Raw genomic sequence first — 15,761 nt, forward strand, 5'->3', positions numbered from 1 at the left:
CGGCCGCTAGCATGACGACCAGACGCCGCCGCAGCGCGCTCTACATGCCCGCCTCGAACGCTCGCGCCATCGCCAAGGCGCGGACGCTCGATTGCGACGTCGTCATCCTCGACCTGGAAGACGCCGTCGCCCCCGACGAAAAGGCCGCAGCACGGGACCGCGTCATCGAGGCGGTCCGCGAAGGCGGCTTCGGCGAACGCGAACTGGTCGTACGGGTCAACGGCCTAGACACCCCCTGGTATACCGACGACATCGCAGCAATCCGCGCTACCGGCATCGACGCGGTGCTCGTCCCCAAGGTCTCGTCGGTCGCCGACCTGCTCACAGTCCGCGCATCGCTCGGCAAAGACGGCCCTCCGATCTGGGCAATGATAGAAACCTGCGCCGCCATCCTCGCCCTCCCCGCCCTATCCGCCGCAGCAGCCGAAACGCGCCTCACCGCACTGGTCGCCGGCACCAACGATCTCGCCAAGGAGATGCGCTGCCGGCTCGGTGCCGATCGCATGCCACTGATCCCTGCTCTCACCGCAACGATCATGGCCGCCCGTGCTGCCGGGATCGTCGCGCTGGACGGCGTCTGCAACGCCCTCGACGACCCGCCCCGCTTCACCGCCGAGTGCGCGCAAGGCGCTATGCTGGGGTTCGACGGAAAGACGTTGATCCATCCGTCTCAGATCGATGCGGCTAACGCCGGTTTTGGCCCCAGCGAGGAAGAATTGGCATGGGCCCGCAAGGTCGTGGCGGCGTTCGCGCAACCGGAGAATGCCGACAAGGGCGCCATCCGGTTAGACGGCCAGATGGTGGAACGTTTGCACCTTGCCGAGGCGGAAGCCACGCTCGCACGCTGAAGCGCTAACAAGCACGTACCCAAATACTGCCCGTCATCCTGACGAAAGTCAGGATCCAGAGCCATGAAGTGCACCACGTGTAACTCTGGATCCTGACTTTCGTCAGGATGACGGACCGCTTCGATGACGTCCTCCGGCTTTACCCCGCCTTCTTCCGCCGTGTCTCCCAGCCCTTCTTCGCCGCCGCAGACTTCGCCGCCGCGCTACGCCCAGCCGCCTGCTTCCCGCCCTCATGCGAAGACGCGTGCGTATCGGGCTTGCCGCGGCCCGAGCCCGACAAATTTCCCCCACCGGAATCCTTGTTCACCGCAGCCCAAGCCCGCGCCTCGGCCTCCTTCTCGGGAACGCCGCGCTCTTCATAGCCGTCCGCGATATGCGCGGCTTTGCGCTTCTGCTTGTCCGTGTACGCGCTCTTGTCGCCCTGTGGCATCGTCGCTCTCCTCGTCAGAAAGCATCAACGCTCAGGCCGACGCCGCGTTCAGAACGAAGGGGCGTTCACCGACCGATCCAGTCCGCTACCTGCGTCGCGACCTGGTTCGCCGCCTGATTGATCCCCGCCGCAGCCGAAGGTGCATCGATCGCCGACACCGGCACGCGTGCCTCGAAGCGATGCTTCTCGACCGTCGTCTTGCCGACGCGGGTCAGCGACGCATCGAACGTCACGACTGCCTCGCGGGTCGTCGCATCGAGACCGAACGACCGCAGCTCGCCACCGAGCAACCCGCCGGGATCGCCGACCGACTGCGCCGTCGACAGCACCACCAGCCCGGTCCGCGCCGCAACCGTATCCGACACCAGCCGTGAGAACAGCCGCGCCGGGGGCTCGGCCCACTGCGCGTCGGTCACGTATGCGATCGAGGTCGGCGTCGCCTGCACGGGCACGCGCGCGGTGGCCAGCGACTGCGGCACGACCGGGACCTGGATCGTGATCGACTTCGCCGTCGCCGAATCCTGGTTCTGGCCGACCGGCACCGACGATGCACTCGTCAGCGTCAGCAATGTGGGGGGCGGTTTCGCGCCGAAGCTGATGCACCCGGCGAGTGGCAGCATCGCGATCAGGATGAGCGGTGTCTTCATGGCGTGCCTCACTTACCCTTGTAATCCGGGAGCTTCTGCTGCCCGATCAGCGAACTCGCACCCTGCTGGTCGACCTTCTCGGCGACCGACGACAGCGCCGCGGCGGTCGTGCGGAGGTCGCGAACCAAACGGTTCGCCTCCGGGATCGTCGTCTTGGAGAAGGCCTGCAAGCCTGGCCGTGCATCGCCGATCGCGGCGTTCAACGTCTCCGCGCTCTGCTGTGCGGAGGTAATCGCCTTGTTCAGGTTCGTCATCGCCGGCTTCACGTCCTCGGACAGCACGCCGTTGGTGGTCTTGGCGAGCACACCGAACTGCTGCGCGGCATCACCGGCCTGCTGGATCGCAACCCGCGTCTGCGCAAGCGTCGCGGCAATCTCGGGCCCGCGATCGGCGAGTGCATCCGTCAGGCGATTGGTGTTCTCGAGGATACCCGCGATCGATGCCTGGTTACGATCGGTCAGCAACCCCGTCAGGCGCTCGGTCAGCGTCGATAGGCGCTCGAGCAACTGCGGTGCCGAGTTCAGGATCGCGCCCAGGCCACCGAGCTTGGTCGGGATCACCGGCACGCCGTACGGGCATTCGGTCGGCGTCTTCGTGTCGGGGCAGCCGATCGCCGGCGCACCCTTGCGCGCGCCATCGAGCGAGATCTGGCTGACGCCCGTGAAGCCGACGCCCGAGATCGACGCGGTCGTGCCCTGCAGCACCGGCGTCTCGTCGTTGACGCTGATCCGGACGCGGACGAACTGCGGATCGTTCTTCCACAGCGAGATCGTCTTCACCTGCCCCGACGGTACGCCCGAGAACACCACGGCAGAGCCGCGCGCGAGTCCGTCGACCGACTGGCGGAAGAAGATGTCGTATTCCTTCTCTTCCTTGCCACCGATCCGCGCGATCCACACGGTGAACAGCGCCAGCAGGGCCAGCAGGATCAGCACGACGGCGCCGACTAGGACGTGGTTCGAACGGGTTTCCATCAGCGCGTCCTTGCTTCTTTCTCGGCGTATGTCGCGTCGGCGTCGTCCGGCGCGGACTGCTTGGACTGGACTTCAGTAGGATGTCGGGCTGCTTCTTGGTCGGCGCGCTCATGCGCCTCCTGCGTCGCGACCGCGGCACGACCGCGTGGCCCCTTGAAATATTCTTCGATCCACGGGTGATCGAGCGCGATCAGCTCGTCGATCGTCCCGACCGCGATGACCTTCTTGTCGGCCAGCACCGCAACCCGGTCGCAGATCGCATACAGCGTATCGAGATCGTGCGTGATCAGGAACACCGTCAGCCCCAGCGTCTTCTGCAACGACTGGGTCAGCCCGTCGAACGCCGCCGCCCCGATCGGATCGAGCCCGGCGGTCGGCTCGTCGAGGAACAGCAACTCCGGATCGAGCGCCAGCGCACGGGCAAGACCGGCACGCTTCTTCATGCCACCCGACAGTTCGGCAGGAAACTTGTTCGCGGCATCGGCGGGCAGGCCCGTCATCACCACCTTGTACGACGCGATCTCCGCGAGCAGCGCCGGCGACAGATCCGGATAGAATTCGCGCAACGGCACTTCGACGTTCTCGGCCACGGTCAGCGTCGAGAACAGCGCACCACCCTGGAACAGCACGCCCCAGCGCTTGCGGATCTCGGTCGCCTCGGTTTCCTCGCGGCCGATATTGGGCTCGCCGAACACCGTGATCTCACCCGCGACCGGCGTCTGAAGCCCGATGATCGAGCGCATCAGCACCGACTTGCCGGTACCCGACCCGCCGACCACGCCGAGGATCTCGCCGCGCCGCACGTCGAGGTCGAGCCCCTCGTGCACCACCGAATCGCCGAACGCGTTCTTCAGCCCCTTCACGGAGATGATAAAATCGTCTGTCTTGTTGTCCGTCTTGCGGGGCATCAGTCCCAACCCAACCAGGTGAAGAACACCGCGAAGAACGCGTCGAGCACGATCACTAGGAAGATCCCCTGGACCACCGCCGACGTGGTGCGCAGGCCGACCTGCTCGGCGTCCGACTCGACCTGCATCCCCTGGAAACAGCCTGCGATCGCGATGATCGCGCCGAACACCGGTGCCTTGATCAGCGAGATATACAGATCGGTGATCGGCACGACTTCGCGGATGCGCGCGATGAACGTCACCGGCGGAATGCCGAGCTGGACCCAGCACAGCAGCCCGCCGCCGATGATCGCGATGATCGACGCATAGAAGCCGAGCAGCGGCATCATCACGATCGCCGCGAGCACGCGGGGCAGCACCAGCGCCTCCATCGGCGAGACGCCGATCGTCCGCATCGCGTCGATCTCTTCGGTGAGCTTCATCGTGCCCAACTGCGCCGCGAACGCCGATCCCGAGCGCCCCGCGACCATGATCGCGGTCATCAACAGGCCGAGTTCGCGGATCGTCAGGCGGCCGACGAGGTTGATCGTGAACACCTCCGCGCCGAACTGCCGCAACTGGACCGCGCCCTGTTGCGCGATGACCATGCCGATCAGGAAGCTCATCAGCCCGACGATGCCGAGCGCGGCGACGCCGACGACCTCGAATCGCTGGACCACGGCGTTGAACCGGAAGCGGCGTGGGTGGCGGATGACGCTGCCGAACGCGATCGTCGTCGCGCCGAGAAACCCGAGCAGGCCGAGCATCGTCTTGCCCGACAGCACGACCGCGTCGCCGATCTCGCCGACCACGCGGGACAGCGCACCGACCTTCGCAGGCCTGGCGGCGATCGGCTGATCGGAGGCGACGACCTGGTCGAACAACGCCTGGTCGTTCTCGTCGAGCCCATCGATCGTCGCATCGTTGCGCGCCGCGAACCGGTGAACGACCCACGCGCCGATCGTGTCGATCCGGTCGACTCCGCTGAGGTCGACATGCTTCACCGAAGCCGCGTCGATCGCCTCGAGCCGATCGGGCAGATTGCCGATCTTTGCGAGCGACAGATCGCCGGTAAAGCGAAGCGTGCCGGTATCGGCACCGTCCTGCTGGAAATCGGCCATCGCGCTCATCGGGGGCACCTTTGCGGCAAAGTGACTGGATCGGCAAGATGAATGCGGCGTAAGTGACGACGATGATCGAAAAGCCTTCCGCCCCCCCGACCATCCGTCTCGCGATCTACGACATGGACAAGACGATCACGCACGCGCCGACCTGGACGCCGTTCCTGCTCCACACCGCGAAGAAAGGCGGCGCGCCGTGGCGGCTGGCGCTCGTCCCGTTCGCCGGAGTCGCCGCGCTCGGCTATGTCGGCAAGCTGATCAGCCGCGGCCGGCTCAAATACCTGATGCAGCGCATGATGCTCGGCAAGCGCATGACCCCCGCCGAAGAACGCCGCGCCGCCGAAGCCTTCGCCGACCGCGTCATGCGCGACGGCGTCTTCGCCAGCGCCCGCGCGCAGATCGAGGCCGACCGCGCCGCCGGCTACCGACTGGTCATGGCGACCGCATCGTACCGATTCTACGTCGAGGCGATCGCCAAGCGATTGGACTTCGACGCGGTGATCGGCACCGAGAGCCTGCGCGACCGCGACGGCGTGCTGCTCGCCGGCATCGAAGGCGAGAATTGCTACGGCCCGGCAAAACTGCGGATGATCCAGTCCTGGATGGACCGCGAAGGCATCCCCCGAGACCACGCCCACATCCGCTTCTATTCCGACCATGTTTCGGACGCCCCGACCTTCGAATGGGCCGACGAACCCTTCGCGGTGAACGCGCATGGGCCGTTGCGACTGCTGGCGAAGGCCAAGGGTTGGGCAATGCCGGATTGGGAGCGGTAGCTCCGTTCGACCAGTGACCGCTGCCAACACCTAATTCAGTAACTAACACCCAATCTAGGACGTTTGAAGCCGTCTTCGTCAACCCTACTCCGGTCGCTTATTCAGCTCCAGTTCTGACGTGGGGTGGCCGATCGCGACTCGCCCCTATTTTCAGTTCTGTTCGACTCGCCCCTATTTTCAGTTCTGTTCGAAAGGCAAAGTTGCTGCCCTTATCGACCCAGTGAGCAAGGCTGCGATTAGAGCGGTCAAGCGCATGCCCTGCGCGAACGGAATGTAGCTGCAATAAACTGATGTGCGATGACTGCCTAGGGCTGAGGTAGATAGCGCCAGAATCAGCGTTTTGCTAATTAAGTAAGCTACTTAGCATGCATCGAGAGATAAGTGCGGATAAGTTGGTAAGGACCGGGGCAGGACCAACACCGTTGCTCGCGACGTTGAACTGCTGAGAAGCTTAAAATCTCATTATTGTTTAAGCTAAGGGTTCGGCACTTTGCGTAAGGATTATATAATCTCGCCGGATGCGCTCCCACAATCTTCCAGTGACTAGAAGACGCTGACCTATTTTCATAAGGTCTCGATCAATCATCTCCTGATACTTCTCCGCTAACGGATTCACCGTCGTCTGTCGCCCCGCAGCGTCCTTGACTATAAAGGTCTTAGCGTCATCATTTAATTCAATGATAGTGCCTTTAATTCGCCTGATCGGAGCCTGAATGCTCTGTCTCGCAGCTACTATGTTGTCCCCAGTTCGCTTGTCTATCGAGACAAGTTTCACTCCTGCCTTCGTTCGGAAGCCGACCTGAAGACGAGTCAGTTCGTTCTTAGTTGTGGGAACAATACCGGCAATGCGATCAAGTAGCTCAAAATGAAGATTTGCTTCTGCCTTGGTTAAGCCGTTACCTCGCGCCAGATTTGCCGTCTCTTCAAGTTCCTCTACAAATCTGGCTCCCAAGTCTTCACTTTCGGAGACGAGGCTCTCGGGCGTAAAGCCGGCGGTTTCCTTCGATGATAGTAGTCCTTGCTCGTCAAACTGCGGCTCTTTTATTGCAATAAGAAGGCTGTCAAAACGCAGCGGGAATACTTCTGGGTCGAAAAAACGTCCTTTTCGCCCATAAGACAATCGTTCTGGCATCAATGCGCCACGCACAACGTCAGAAACAGCATCTAGGCGACCTTTAAGAACGCTCAGAGGCATCGACAGCGCCGACATTAGACCCGACTCAAACTTAAAAGACAAAAATGCTTCTGATTGCTCAAGAGTATCAGCCGCTTCGCCAAAACTCGAATAAAGAGCCACGCCCTTATCAGGCAATAACTTGCCGTACTCCTGATAAGATTGTTCTTGATAGCGAATAACTTCAAAATCGAAGTTAATTTCCGCGAGCCATGCTTCGCGGTGACTCATAGCACCACGCATCGATAGATTGCCACTGCGCAGTGCTACCAATTCTTCATCTTCAACGGGAGCAACTAGAAAAACGTCACCCTCGTTCTCTTCTGCAACCTTGAAACAGAGAAATGTCGCCGGCCCTGCGTGACTTGTGAAAATAGCGGGGCCATCAAGCTCGTAAAGAATTTCCGCGGGGCTGACGGCACCGCCATACCATTTCGTAAGGAACGGGCGACCATCAACCCACATCGACTGTAGCCCTATCGACTGGACCAAACGCGAGCTCTGCACGTTCGTCTAGCTTTGTTGAGGCACGTGGCCAGTACGTGTAATGTTCTGCGGATCGCGTCGGTAGCAGAGCCCCCTCGTTCGCGTTCACGTTAGTGGTGTAGACAAAAGCACCTTGAGCAAACGGAAAAAGTTTGCAGGCGTGCCGAATGCCTTTCTCCGTGAGATAAACCGAGAGACCTGACGGAGTGCAATCTTGTGGATCACGCTTAAGCGCGGCCTGCGCCTGCTTCACCTTGCGTAAAGAGGTTGATCTGGCATGTGAGGTATAGTCCTCCGCATCCGGTGGGCTGGCGCCGCAGATTCGATAAAGCGTCGCGGCTTTTTCTTCGGCCTGCGCGGGAGGGCAATGAGCCGGCACGCCATCCTCATACTCTATCGACAACGCTGATACACTCCCCCTTCTCATCCGAGGCCCTATGCAGTATAAATCCTGATTGTGTCCATCGGCTGCGAAAGCCTTCGGCTAATCAGGTCGACTGCACCAATACGTGCCCCCGGTCCTGCCCGAGCAAAGGTGAACCAGCGGAGGGGCCCGCTAAGTCATTGAAGAAATGGTTCTGCCGATAAGGATTGACCCAGACATTCGATGTCGGCAAGCGCCGCCCCATCTCGATCTGTTTTCAAAGTTAACTTCTCCAGGTCTTACTTAACCCAGACGGCCACACGCTACCGAGCGATAATGCTGCCGTTCCGCGCGCGATCGAAACGATCACACGCCGCCCCCTCACAACAGCACATCAACGCTGTGGATCACCAGTCCGACCAGCCCGCCGACGATCGTGCCGTTCACGCGGATATATTGCAGGTCGCGGCCGACGGCGTTTTCCAGGCGGCGGGTGATCGTGTCGGCGTCCCAGCTGCGGACCGTTTCCGAGACCAGCTTGACGATGCCGTCGCCGTAGTCCGCCGCCGCGCCGACCGCCGCACGCCGCACGAACCGGTTGATCGTCCGCGACATGCGCGGATCGTGCTGCAACGTCTCGCCGAGCTGGCGCAGGATGTCGCCAAGCTTGCCGGCCATCGCCCGCTCGGGGTCGCGCGCGATCGCCAGCAGCGCGCCGCGTGCCTGCTCCCACAGGCCGTCGAGCCAGCGCTGCATCGCCGGATTGTCGAGCAGGTCGTTCTTCATCGTCTCGACGCGCTCGCGCATCCGGCGGTCATATTGCAGGTCCCAGGCGAGCCGATCGAGCCCCTCCTCCGCCTTCAGGCGCAGCGGATGCTCGGGGTCCTCCGCCATCTCCGCGAGCAGCTTGTCGAAACCGCTGATGAGCTTGTCCGCGACGGTCGTGTCGAGCCCGGTCCAGCGCAGGATCGAGCCGGCCTTGTCGTGGACCATCGCGCGGACGAGGTGGTCGTTCGCGGCCAGCGTCTTGGCCGCCCAGCGGATCGCGCTTTCGAGCAGCGGCGCGTGGCGGCGCTCGGCGATCGCGGCCTTCAGCAACTGGCCGAGGATCGGCGACACCTCCGTCGCGCGCAGGCGGGCGCCGATCCCGGCCTTGACCATCCCGCCGAGCCGCGCCGGATCGAGACCCTTCAGCACCTGTGCGACCAGCTTCGACGCGCCCTGCCGAAAGCGTCCCCCTGCCCCCTCGGGCGGATCGGTCAGCCAGCGGGCGATCGCACCCGCCACGTCGAGCCGGCGGGTTCGCCTGGCGATGACGACGGGGATCAGGAAGTTCGCGCGGAGGAACTGCGCGAGCGTGTCGCCGATGCGGTCCTTGTTGCGCGGCACGATCGCGGTGTGCGGGATCGGCAGGCCGAGCGGATGGCGGAACAGCGCGGTCACCGCGAACCAGTCCGCGAGGCCGCCGACCATCGCCGCCTCGGCGAACGCGCGGACGAACGCGAAGGCGGGGTGGACGGGGACGAGCGCGCGGCTGACGAAGAAGGTCGCGGCCATGAACACGAGCAGCCCGGTCGCGACGATCCGCATGCGGACGAGGGCGGGCGGCGTTGCTTCGCTCGCCGGGCGCGTGCGGGTTGAAACTGTCATGCCCGAAACAATCCCCCAGCGCGGGGATAGTTCACGACCGCCGCCGACGATCCGGCTTTCGCCCGGCGAGCGCTCGATTCAGGTGCGCTCGGCTGGTGGAATTTTGCCACCCCCGCGCGTGATTGGCTGGGTTCCGAGCGGTCCGTGCTCGACTGCCACACGGCTTTCGACCGAAGCCGGCATGACCGGCCCACGCTCAACCGCCGCGTGTTTGCTTCGCCCGTGCTCGACCAGACGGCTCGCGCTGGTGACGTTCGTGCCGTATTCCTCGACGCCACGCCGACGCGCAATGCTCTTGACCGGCCCGCGCTCGACTGGCCCATGCTCGACCGCGCGGCTTTCGAATGAGTCCGGCATGACCGTTCTACGCTCGACCGGCACGCGCTCGACCTTCCCATGCTCGACCCGACGGCCCGTGCATTCGCCGTTCGTGCCGTATTCGTCGACGCCCCGCCATTACGCAGCACTTTGGAGTCGTTCAACACGAGGGGCGCGATGGCGTCACTCGGCTGGCTGCGTGCCATCGCCGAGCTTGGGGGTTGCCGGTCCGAGCCGTGGCCCCGACGGTCCGGCGAGCCCGATGACTTCGCTGCCGTCGTCGCCAGGGCGATAGGTCAGCAGGCTGCGGCCGAGGCGTGGGCCGATATACCGCTCGATCCCGACCGCGAGGCTGAACGCCGCGGGGACGATCAGCAGCGTCAGGATGGTCGACAGGACGAGCCCGCCGATCACGACGATGCCCATCGGCGCGCGCCACGATCCGTCGCCGCCGAGCGACAGCGCGGTCGGGATCATGCCCGCGACCATTGCGACCGTGGTCATCACGATCGGCTGCGCGCGCTTGTGGCCGGCATCGACCACCGCGGTCCAGACGTCGACGCCCTTGCCCATCTCCTCCAGCGCGAAATCGATCAGCAGGATCGAGTTCTTCGCGACGATGCCGAGCAGCATGAGGATACCGATGAACACCGGCATCGACACCGGATTGCCCGTCGCCCACAACGCGATCAACCCGCCCAGCGGCGCCAGCAAAAGCGACCCCATGTTGACGAACGGCGGCAACGCGCGGCGGTACAGCAGCACCAGCACCGCGAACACCAGGAACGTCCCCGCGATCACCGCGAGGATGAAGTTGTTGATCATCTCCGCCTGGAACTTGGACTGCCCCAGCACGAGTTTGTTCACGCCGGTCGGCAGGTTCGCCATCGTCGGCAGCGCATCGATCTGCTTCTGCGCGACGCCGGAGACTATCCCCGGCGCGAGATCGGCGCCGATCGTCAGCTGACGCTGCTGATTGACGCGGTCGATCTTGGTCGGACCGGAGCCGAGCGTGATCTCCGCCACCAGGTTGAGCGGCACCGAACCACCCGAGGCGGTCGAGACCGGCAGGTTCTGGATCGTCGACAGCTCGCTACGCGCGCCCTGGTCGAGCGCGACGCGGATCGGGATCTGGCGATCGGAGAGCGAGAAGCGCGCCGAGTTCTGGTCGATGTCGCCGAGCGTCGCGATCCGGATCGCCGACGACAGCGCCTGCGTCGTCACGCCGAGATTGGCGGCAAGATCGAAGCGCGGCTTGATGACGATTTCCGGGCGCTGCATGTTGCCGGCGACGCGCGGCGCGACCAGCGTCGGCAGGCGCGACATCTCGGTCACGATCTTCTGCGCGGTCGCATCGAGCAGCTTGGGATCGTCGCCACCCAGCGTCACGCTCATGTCGCGCGTGCTGCCGCCCCAGCCATTCTGAGATCGGAACGAGACGCGTGCGTCGGGGATCGCCGCGAGCTGGGGTGCGAGGCTGCGCTCGAACTCCGTGCTCTTCATCTTGCGGTCGTCTTTCAGCGTCGCGGTGACGCGGCCGGCATTGACCGAACCGTTGGCACCGCTGCGCGCGTAGACGGACTGGACGTCGGGCTGCGATCCGATCAGCGCCGCGACCTTGGTCACCACCGCTTCGGTCTGCGCCAGCGTCGTGCCCGGCACCATGTCGATGACCGCCATCGAGGTGTCGTTGTCCTGCGCAGGCTGGAACGTCATCGGCAGGACCGCGAACATCACGATCGTCATCAGGAACGCGAACAGGCCGAGCCCGAGCACCCAGAACCGGTGATCGCGGAAACGGCTGGTCAAGCGGTGGAAGCCGCCACGGGCGGCCGAGGCCTTCGCCTTGCCGGTCTCCAGCGTCCACTTCAGCGTTGCCATATAGCCGTCCATCAGGACGCCCTCGCCGTGCACAGCGGGGCCGGCGGACTTGAGGAAATACGCGGCGAGCATCGGCGTGACGAGACGCGCGACCGCGAGGCTCATAAGTACCGAGGCGACCACCGTCAGGCCGAAATTCTTGAAGAACTGCCCCGAGATACCCGGCATCAGGCCGACCGGCAGGAACACGGCGACGATCGCCATCGTCGTGGCCAGCACGGCGAGACCGATCTCGTCGGCGGCGTCGATCGAGGCCTGATAGGCGGACTTGCCCATCCGCATGTGCCGGACGATGTTCTCGATCTCGACAATCGCGTCGTCGACCAGCACGCCCGCGACGAGACTGAGCGCAAGCAACGTCATCTGGTTCAGGTTGAAGCCGAGCAGGTCCATGAACCAGAAGGCCGGGATCGCCGACAGCGGAATCGCGAGCGACGAGATCACTGTCGCGCGCCAGTCGCGAAGGAACAGGAACACCACGATCACCGCGAGCACTGCGCCCTCGATCATCGCGTGGATCGCGCTCTCATACTGCATCTCGGTGTATTTGACGCTGTTCGAGCGCAGCACGAAATGCACGTTCGGATTGCGTTTTTCCATCGCCGCGAGCTTCTTCACCGCCTCGTTAAAGACGGTGACGTCGGACGATCCCTTGGAGCGCTGGAAGTCGAAGCTGATCGTCTGGCGGCCGTCGATCGCGGCACGGCTGCGCTGTTCGGCGTAGAGATCGCGAACCTGTGCGATGTCGGCCAATCGCACGGTACGGCCGTTACCGACACTGATCTGGGTCTGGGCGAGTGCGACCGCGTCCTTCGCGTTGCCGAGCACGCGGACCGACTGTTCGGACCCGGCGATCTCGGCGCGACCGCCCGCTGCGTTCAGATTGACCTGACGGAGCTGGGCGTTGACCTGGCTTGCGGTGAGCCCTTGGCTTTGCAGCTTGAGCGGATCGAGGATGATGCGGATTTCGCGACTGACGCCGCCGTTGCGGTTGACCGCGGCCATGCCGGGGACCGACAGCAATTCCTTCGCGACGTTGTTGTCGATGTACCAGCTCAGCTGTTCGACCGTCATGTCCTTGGCGATCACCGAATAGCTGGCGAGATCGTTGTCGGTGGTGTTCGCACGGAACACCTGCGGCTCGAGGATACCCTCGGGCAGGTCGCTGCGGATCTGTGCGATCGCGTCGCGGACGTCGGTGACGGCACGGTCGATCGGCGTGCCGATGCTGAGCTGGACGACGGTCTGCGACTGGCCCTCGGTAACGGTCGAGGTGATCTCGTCGATGCCCTGGAGCGAACGAACGGCCGCCTCGACGCGCTGCGTGACCTGCGTCTCGAGCTCGGTCGGCGCGGCACCCGGCTGGTTGATGACGACGATCGCGATCGGGAAGTCGATGTCCGGATCGTTGTTCACGTCCATCCGCATGAAGCTGACGATGCCCGCCAGGGTCAGCGCGATGAACAGCACGATCGGCGGCACCGGGTTGCGGATCGCCCAGGCCGAGATGTTGCGAAAGTTCATGAGCTCAGCTCGCTTTCTTCGTGACCGGCTTCACCTTCTGCCCGGGCGCCAGGAACCCGCCTGCAGACAACACTACTCGCTCGGTTCCATCGAGTCCGCTGAGAATCGTCACGCCCGCATCGGAGACCTGGCCGATCTTGATATCGCGGCGGGCCGCCTTGTTATCGGCGCCGATGATATAGACGAAGCTGCCCTTCTCGTCGCTCTGCAGCGCCGAATCAGGGAGCAGCGGTGCCTGGGTGGCACCGCCGACGATCGTCGCCGCGGCGAAACCGCCCGGCCGCAGCGCGGGGTCATAGGCGACAGCGATCCGCGCAATGCCCTGGCGGCTCTGCGGGTCGATGACCGGCGAAACCTGCCACACCTGGCCTGGGAAGCCCTGAGTCGTGCCGACCGGAACGACGGTCGCGCGCGCCCCGGCGTGGAGCCCGGCGAGATCAGCTTCGCTCAACTGCGCGCGCATTTCCATCTGGCCGTCCGCGGCCATGCGGAACAGCACGCCCGTACCCGCGCCGACGACCTGGCCCGATTCGACGCCGCGCGTCAGCACGAGGCCGGCGGCGGGCGCACGGATATCGAGGCGACCGTTGCGCGCGCGCGCCTCGCCGAGCGTCGCCTGCGCCACCTTCACGCGGGCGGCGGCGGCGTCGCGGGTCGCGGCCTTGCGCTGGAGATCGGCCTTCGAGATGAAGCCGCGATCGACGAGCTGCTTGGCGCGATCGAGTTCAGCCTGCGCGATCGTTTCGTCGGAGCGCGCGACGCTGACCGAGGCGGCGAGCGAGGCGGCGGTCTCGGTCTGGACCGAGCGATCGACCGTCGCCAGCACCTGACCTGCCGCGACCCACTGGCCCGGCTCGACCAGCACGCGCGTGATCATCCCGCCTTCGCCCGCGACGCCGACCGGCATTTCGCGCCGCGCGGCGATCGTACCGGTGGCGGAAATCGTGCGGTCGACGGTCTTGCGCCCCGGTACCATGACCGAGACGGTCGGCACCTGTTCGACGACCGGACCGGCGGCGGCGTCCTTCTTGCCGCCCTTGAACGCGAAGACGGCGCCGATGATCGCCAGCACGACGACGACCGCGATGATGATGTTGCGGCGGCGGTGCGACGGTGCGGTGTAATCGGGAAGCACAAGCTGGTCCTCGTGCTCGCCACCGTCAATCTGGCCGACGGTCTTCGTCTCGTAGTTCATGCGCGTCACAATCCCAATTTCGACCGGTCTTGTCTCGACCCGCTTCGCCATTCACCGGCTGTGTTATATGAATAGGTCACCGCGCTCAAGCCCTTTGGCTCATGCGGACCGCAGACATGCTTCGATTCCGATCTATCCGCAATGCCGTTCAGCTTGCGTTGAACTGTGTAGGACGACAGGCAGGTCGTGTTCTACCGGAGAGAAACAATGAAGACAGCATCGTTCCTGAGCGCCCTCGCTACCGTCGCGATCGGCTTGCCTGCCGTCGCTGCCAACGCTCAGGCCGCGCCGACGACCGTCGAGCCCATGGTGCCTGCCGCCGGGACCGTTCTGGACGTGACCGCCGAGGGGCGCACCACTCGAGTGCCCGATCTGGCGACAATCCGCGCCGGTGTCGTATCCCAGTCGACGACCGCGGCGGCTGCGCTCACCGACAATGCGCAGCGGATGGCGAAGGTGCTGGCCTCGCTCAAGCGCGCAGGCGTTGCGCCGCGCGACATCGCTACCTCGACCGTCCAGCTTGCCCCGCAATATCGCTACGCCGACAACCAGCCGCCGGTCATCACCGGGTACCAGGCGACCAACACCGTCTCGATCCGCTTCCGCGACGTCGCGAAGTCGGGGACGGTCCTCGATGCGCTGGTGGCTGAGGGTGCTAACCAGATCGACGGGCCGAACCTGTCGATCGACAAGCCTGACGCAGCGCTCGACGAAGCCCGGACGGATGCGATCGCGCAGGCCAAGCGCCGCGCCGATCTCTACGCCAAGGCGGCGGGGCTGCGCGTGTCGCGGATCGTCTCGATCGCGGAATCGGGCCAGGACACGGGTGGTCCGGCACAGCCGATGTTCATGGCGCGTGCGGCGATGGCCAAGGACAGCACGCAGATCGCACCCGGCGAGAAGGACGTGACGGTCACGCTGTCAGTACGCTTCCTGCTGAACTGACCCTCTTACGATCCTCCCCCGCAAGGGGGAGGTGGCTGGCACTTGCCAGACGGAGGGGGAGGAAGGAGCAACCGCTGCTTCTTGCCCTCCCCCTCCGTCACCTTCGGCGACACCTCCTCCTGGCGGGGGAGGATGCAAAGGCCGGCTGCGGATCGGGCAAATAATCTCACGCACGAAAAAAGGGCCGCCCGGTTGCCCGGACGACCCTTTATCTTCGCGTGACGATGCGAACTCTTAGCGGACGCTACCGCGACGCACGAGGTTCACGATCGCGAGCAGGATGATCGCACCCAGAAGCGACACGATGAACGAGGTCAGCGTCAGCGGCTGGTTGTTGATCGAGCCACCCGACAGGATCAGGCCACCGATGAACGCGCCAACGATGCCGACGATGATGTTCAGGAAGATGCCCTGCTGCGCGTCGGTGCGCATGATCATGCTAGCGATCCAGCCGATGACGCCGCCGATGATCAGCCAAAGAATGAGACCCATGATATTTTCCCTCCGTTGAACCCGTATCCGGGCGATGGCGGAAAGACGT

General features: G+C 64.3%; 14 protein-coding genes. 3 read left to right on the forward strand and 11 right to left on the reverse strand.

Annotated features, from left to right (window positions below; all coding sequences use genetic code 11):
* Positions 1 to 11: 11 nt before the first annotated feature.
* Positions 12 to 848, forward strand: coding sequence for an HpcH/HpaI aldolase/citrate lyase family protein (locus ASE82_RS07705; RefSeq protein ID WP_056061049.1), 837 nt, complete (start codon positions 12 to 14; stop codon positions 846 to 848).
* A 139-nt stretch (positions 849 to 987) separates the two neighbouring features.
* On the opposite strand, the gene ASE82_RS07710 is transcribed toward ASE82_RS07705, so the two are convergent.
* The 5 genes from ASE82_RS07710 to ASE82_RS07730 form a co-directional block, all read right to left on the reverse strand.
* Entirely contained in the window at positions 988 to 1,278 is a 291-nt protein-coding gene (locus ASE82_RS07710) for a hypothetical protein (protein WP_056061052.1), read from the reverse strand.
* 65 nt (positions 1,279 to 1,343) lie between these two features.
* Positions 1,344 to 1,925, reverse strand: coding sequence for an ABC-type transport auxiliary lipoprotein family protein (locus ASE82_RS07715; protein ID WP_056061054.1), 582 nt, complete (start codon positions 1,923 to 1,925; stop codon positions 1,344 to 1,346).
* Between the two features lie 8 nt (positions 1,926 to 1,933).
* Positions 1,934 to 2,899, reverse strand: coding sequence for an MlaD family protein (locus ASE82_RS07720; RefSeq protein ID WP_056061057.1), 966 nt, complete (start codon positions 2,897 to 2,899; stop codon positions 1,934 to 1,936).
* Entirely contained in the window at positions 2,899 to 3,807 is a 909-nt protein-coding gene (locus tag ASE82_RS07725; RefSeq protein ID WP_056061059.1) for an ABC transporter ATP-binding protein, read from the reverse strand. Before ASE82_RS07725 ends, ASE82_RS07720 begins: the two co-directional genes overlap by 1 nt.
* Positions 3,807 to 4,916 carry an ABC transporter permease gene (locus ASE82_RS07730; RefSeq protein ID WP_056061063.1) on the reverse strand — a complete coding sequence of 370 codons (1,110 nt, stop codon included), beginning with the start codon at positions 4,914 to 4,916 and terminating at the stop codon, positions 3,807 to 3,809. Before ASE82_RS07730 ends, ASE82_RS07725 begins: the two co-directional genes overlap by 1 nt.
* Before the next feature lie 62 nt (positions 4,917 to 4,978).
* Here ASE82_RS07730 and ASE82_RS07735 point away from each other — a divergent pair, with 62 nt between their 5' ends.
* Complete coding sequence (locus ASE82_RS07735; protein WP_235524634.1) at positions 4,979 to 5,683, forward strand: HAD family hydrolase; 705 nt, start codon at positions 4,979 to 4,981, stop codon at positions 5,681 to 5,683.
* Between the two features lie 469 nt (positions 5,684 to 6,152).
* On the opposite strand, the gene ASE82_RS07740 is transcribed toward ASE82_RS07735, so the two are convergent.
* The 5 genes from ASE82_RS07740 to ASE82_RS07760 form a co-directional block, all read right to left on the reverse strand.
* A complete protein-coding gene (locus ASE82_RS07740) occupies positions 6,153 to 7,322 on the reverse strand; it encodes a hypothetical protein (RefSeq protein ID WP_056061066.1) in 1,170 nt (389 codons plus the stop codon).
* A gap of 766 nt (positions 7,323 to 8,088) precedes the next feature.
* Complete coding sequence (locus ASE82_RS07745) at positions 8,089 to 9,357, reverse strand: DUF445 domain-containing protein (RefSeq protein ID WP_082441370.1); 1,269 nt, start codon at positions 9,355 to 9,357, stop codon at positions 8,089 to 8,091.
* A gap of 78 nt (positions 9,358 to 9,435) precedes the next feature.
* A complete protein-coding gene (locus tag ASE82_RS19375; RefSeq protein WP_156348814.1) occupies positions 9,436 to 9,714 on the reverse strand; it encodes a hypothetical protein in 279 nt (92 codons plus the stop codon).
* 144 nt (positions 9,715 to 9,858) lie between these two features.
* Positions 9,859 to 13,080 carry an efflux RND transporter permease subunit gene (locus tag ASE82_RS07755; protein ID WP_056061076.1) on the reverse strand — a complete coding sequence of 1,074 codons (3,222 nt, stop codon included), beginning with the start codon at positions 13,078 to 13,080 and terminating at the stop codon, positions 9,859 to 9,861.
* Between the two features lie 4 nt (positions 13,081 to 13,084).
* Positions 13,085 to 14,275: an efflux RND transporter periplasmic adaptor subunit gene (locus tag ASE82_RS07760; RefSeq protein ID WP_056061077.1), complete on the reverse strand. Its 1,191-nt coding sequence runs from the start codon at positions 14,273 to 14,275 to the stop codon at positions 13,085 to 13,087.
* A 207-nt stretch (positions 14,276 to 14,482) separates the two neighbouring features.
* Here ASE82_RS07760 and ASE82_RS07765 point away from each other — a divergent pair, with 207 nt between their 5' ends.
* A complete protein-coding gene (locus ASE82_RS07765) occupies positions 14,483 to 15,220 on the forward strand; it encodes an SIMPL domain-containing protein (protein ID WP_056061080.1) in 738 nt (245 codons plus the stop codon).
* 234 nt (positions 15,221 to 15,454) lie between these two features.
* Here ASE82_RS07765 and ASE82_RS07770 read toward each other — a convergent pair whose 3' ends face one another.
* On the reverse strand, positions 15,455 to 15,712 hold the full coding sequence (locus tag ASE82_RS07770) for a GlsB/YeaQ/YmgE family stress response membrane protein (protein WP_056061084.1): 258 nt from the start codon (positions 15,710 to 15,712) through the stop codon (positions 15,455 to 15,457).
* Positions 15,713 to 15,761: the final 49 nt, after the last annotated feature.

The sequence above is a fragment of the Sphingomonas sp. Leaf230 genome (assembly GCF_001421745.1).
Lineage (GTDB): Bacteria > Pseudomonadota > Alphaproteobacteria > Sphingomonadales > Sphingomonadaceae > Sphingomonas.

Bases quoted from the DNA above. Each gene is read 5' to 3' on its own strand.
- ASE82_RS07705 (WP_056061049.1), top strand. From the start codon at position 12: ATGACGACCAGACGCCGCCGCAGCGCGCTCTACATGCCCGCCTCGAAC.
- ASE82_RS07740 (WP_056061066.1), bottom strand. From the start codon at position 7,322: ATGTGGGTTGATGGTCGCCCGTTCCTTACGAAATGGTATGGCGGTGCC.
- ASE82_RS19375 (WP_156348814.1), bottom strand. From the start codon at position 9,714: ATGCCGGACTCATTCGAAAGCCGCGCGGTCGAGCATGGGCCAGTCGAG.
- ASE82_RS07710 (WP_056061052.1), bottom strand. From the start codon at position 1,278: ATGCCACAGGGCGACAAGAGCGCGTACACGGACAAGCAGAAGCGCAAA.
- ASE82_RS07760 (WP_056061077.1), bottom strand. From the start codon at position 14,275: ATGAACTACGAGACGAAGACCGTCGGCCAGATTGACGGTGGCGAGCAC.
- ASE82_RS07720 (WP_056061057.1), bottom strand. From the start codon at position 2,899: ATGGAAACCCGTTCGAACCACGTCCTAGTCGGCGCCGTCGTGCTGATC.
- ASE82_RS07715 (WP_056061054.1), bottom strand. From the start codon at position 1,925: ATGAAGACACCGCTCATCCTGATCGCGATGCTGCCACTCGCCGGGTGC.
- ASE82_RS07725 (WP_056061059.1), bottom strand. From the start codon at position 3,807: ATGCCCCGCAAGACGGACAACAAGACAGACGATTTTATCATCTCCGTG.
- ASE82_RS07745 (WP_082441370.1), bottom strand. From the start codon at position 9,357: ATGACAGTTTCAACCCGCACGCGCCCGGCGAGCGAAGCAACGCCGCCC.
- ASE82_RS07755 (WP_056061076.1), bottom strand. From the start codon at position 13,080: ATGAACTTTCGCAACATCTCGGCCTGGGCGATCCGCAACCCGGTGCCG.
- ASE82_RS07770 (WP_056061084.1), bottom strand. From the start codon at position 15,712: ATGGGTCTCATTCTTTGGCTGATCATCGGCGGCGTCATCGGCTGGATC.
- ASE82_RS07730 (WP_056061063.1), bottom strand. From the start codon at position 4,916: ATGAGCGCGATGGCCGATTTCCAGCAGGACGGTGCCGATACCGGCACG.
- ASE82_RS07735 (WP_235524634.1), top strand. From the start codon at position 4,979: ATGATCGAAAAGCCTTCCGCCCCCCCGACCATCCGTCTCGCGATCTAC.
- ASE82_RS07765 (WP_056061080.1), top strand. From the start codon at position 14,483: ATGAAGACAGCATCGTTCCTGAGCGCCCTCGCTACCGTCGCGATCGGC.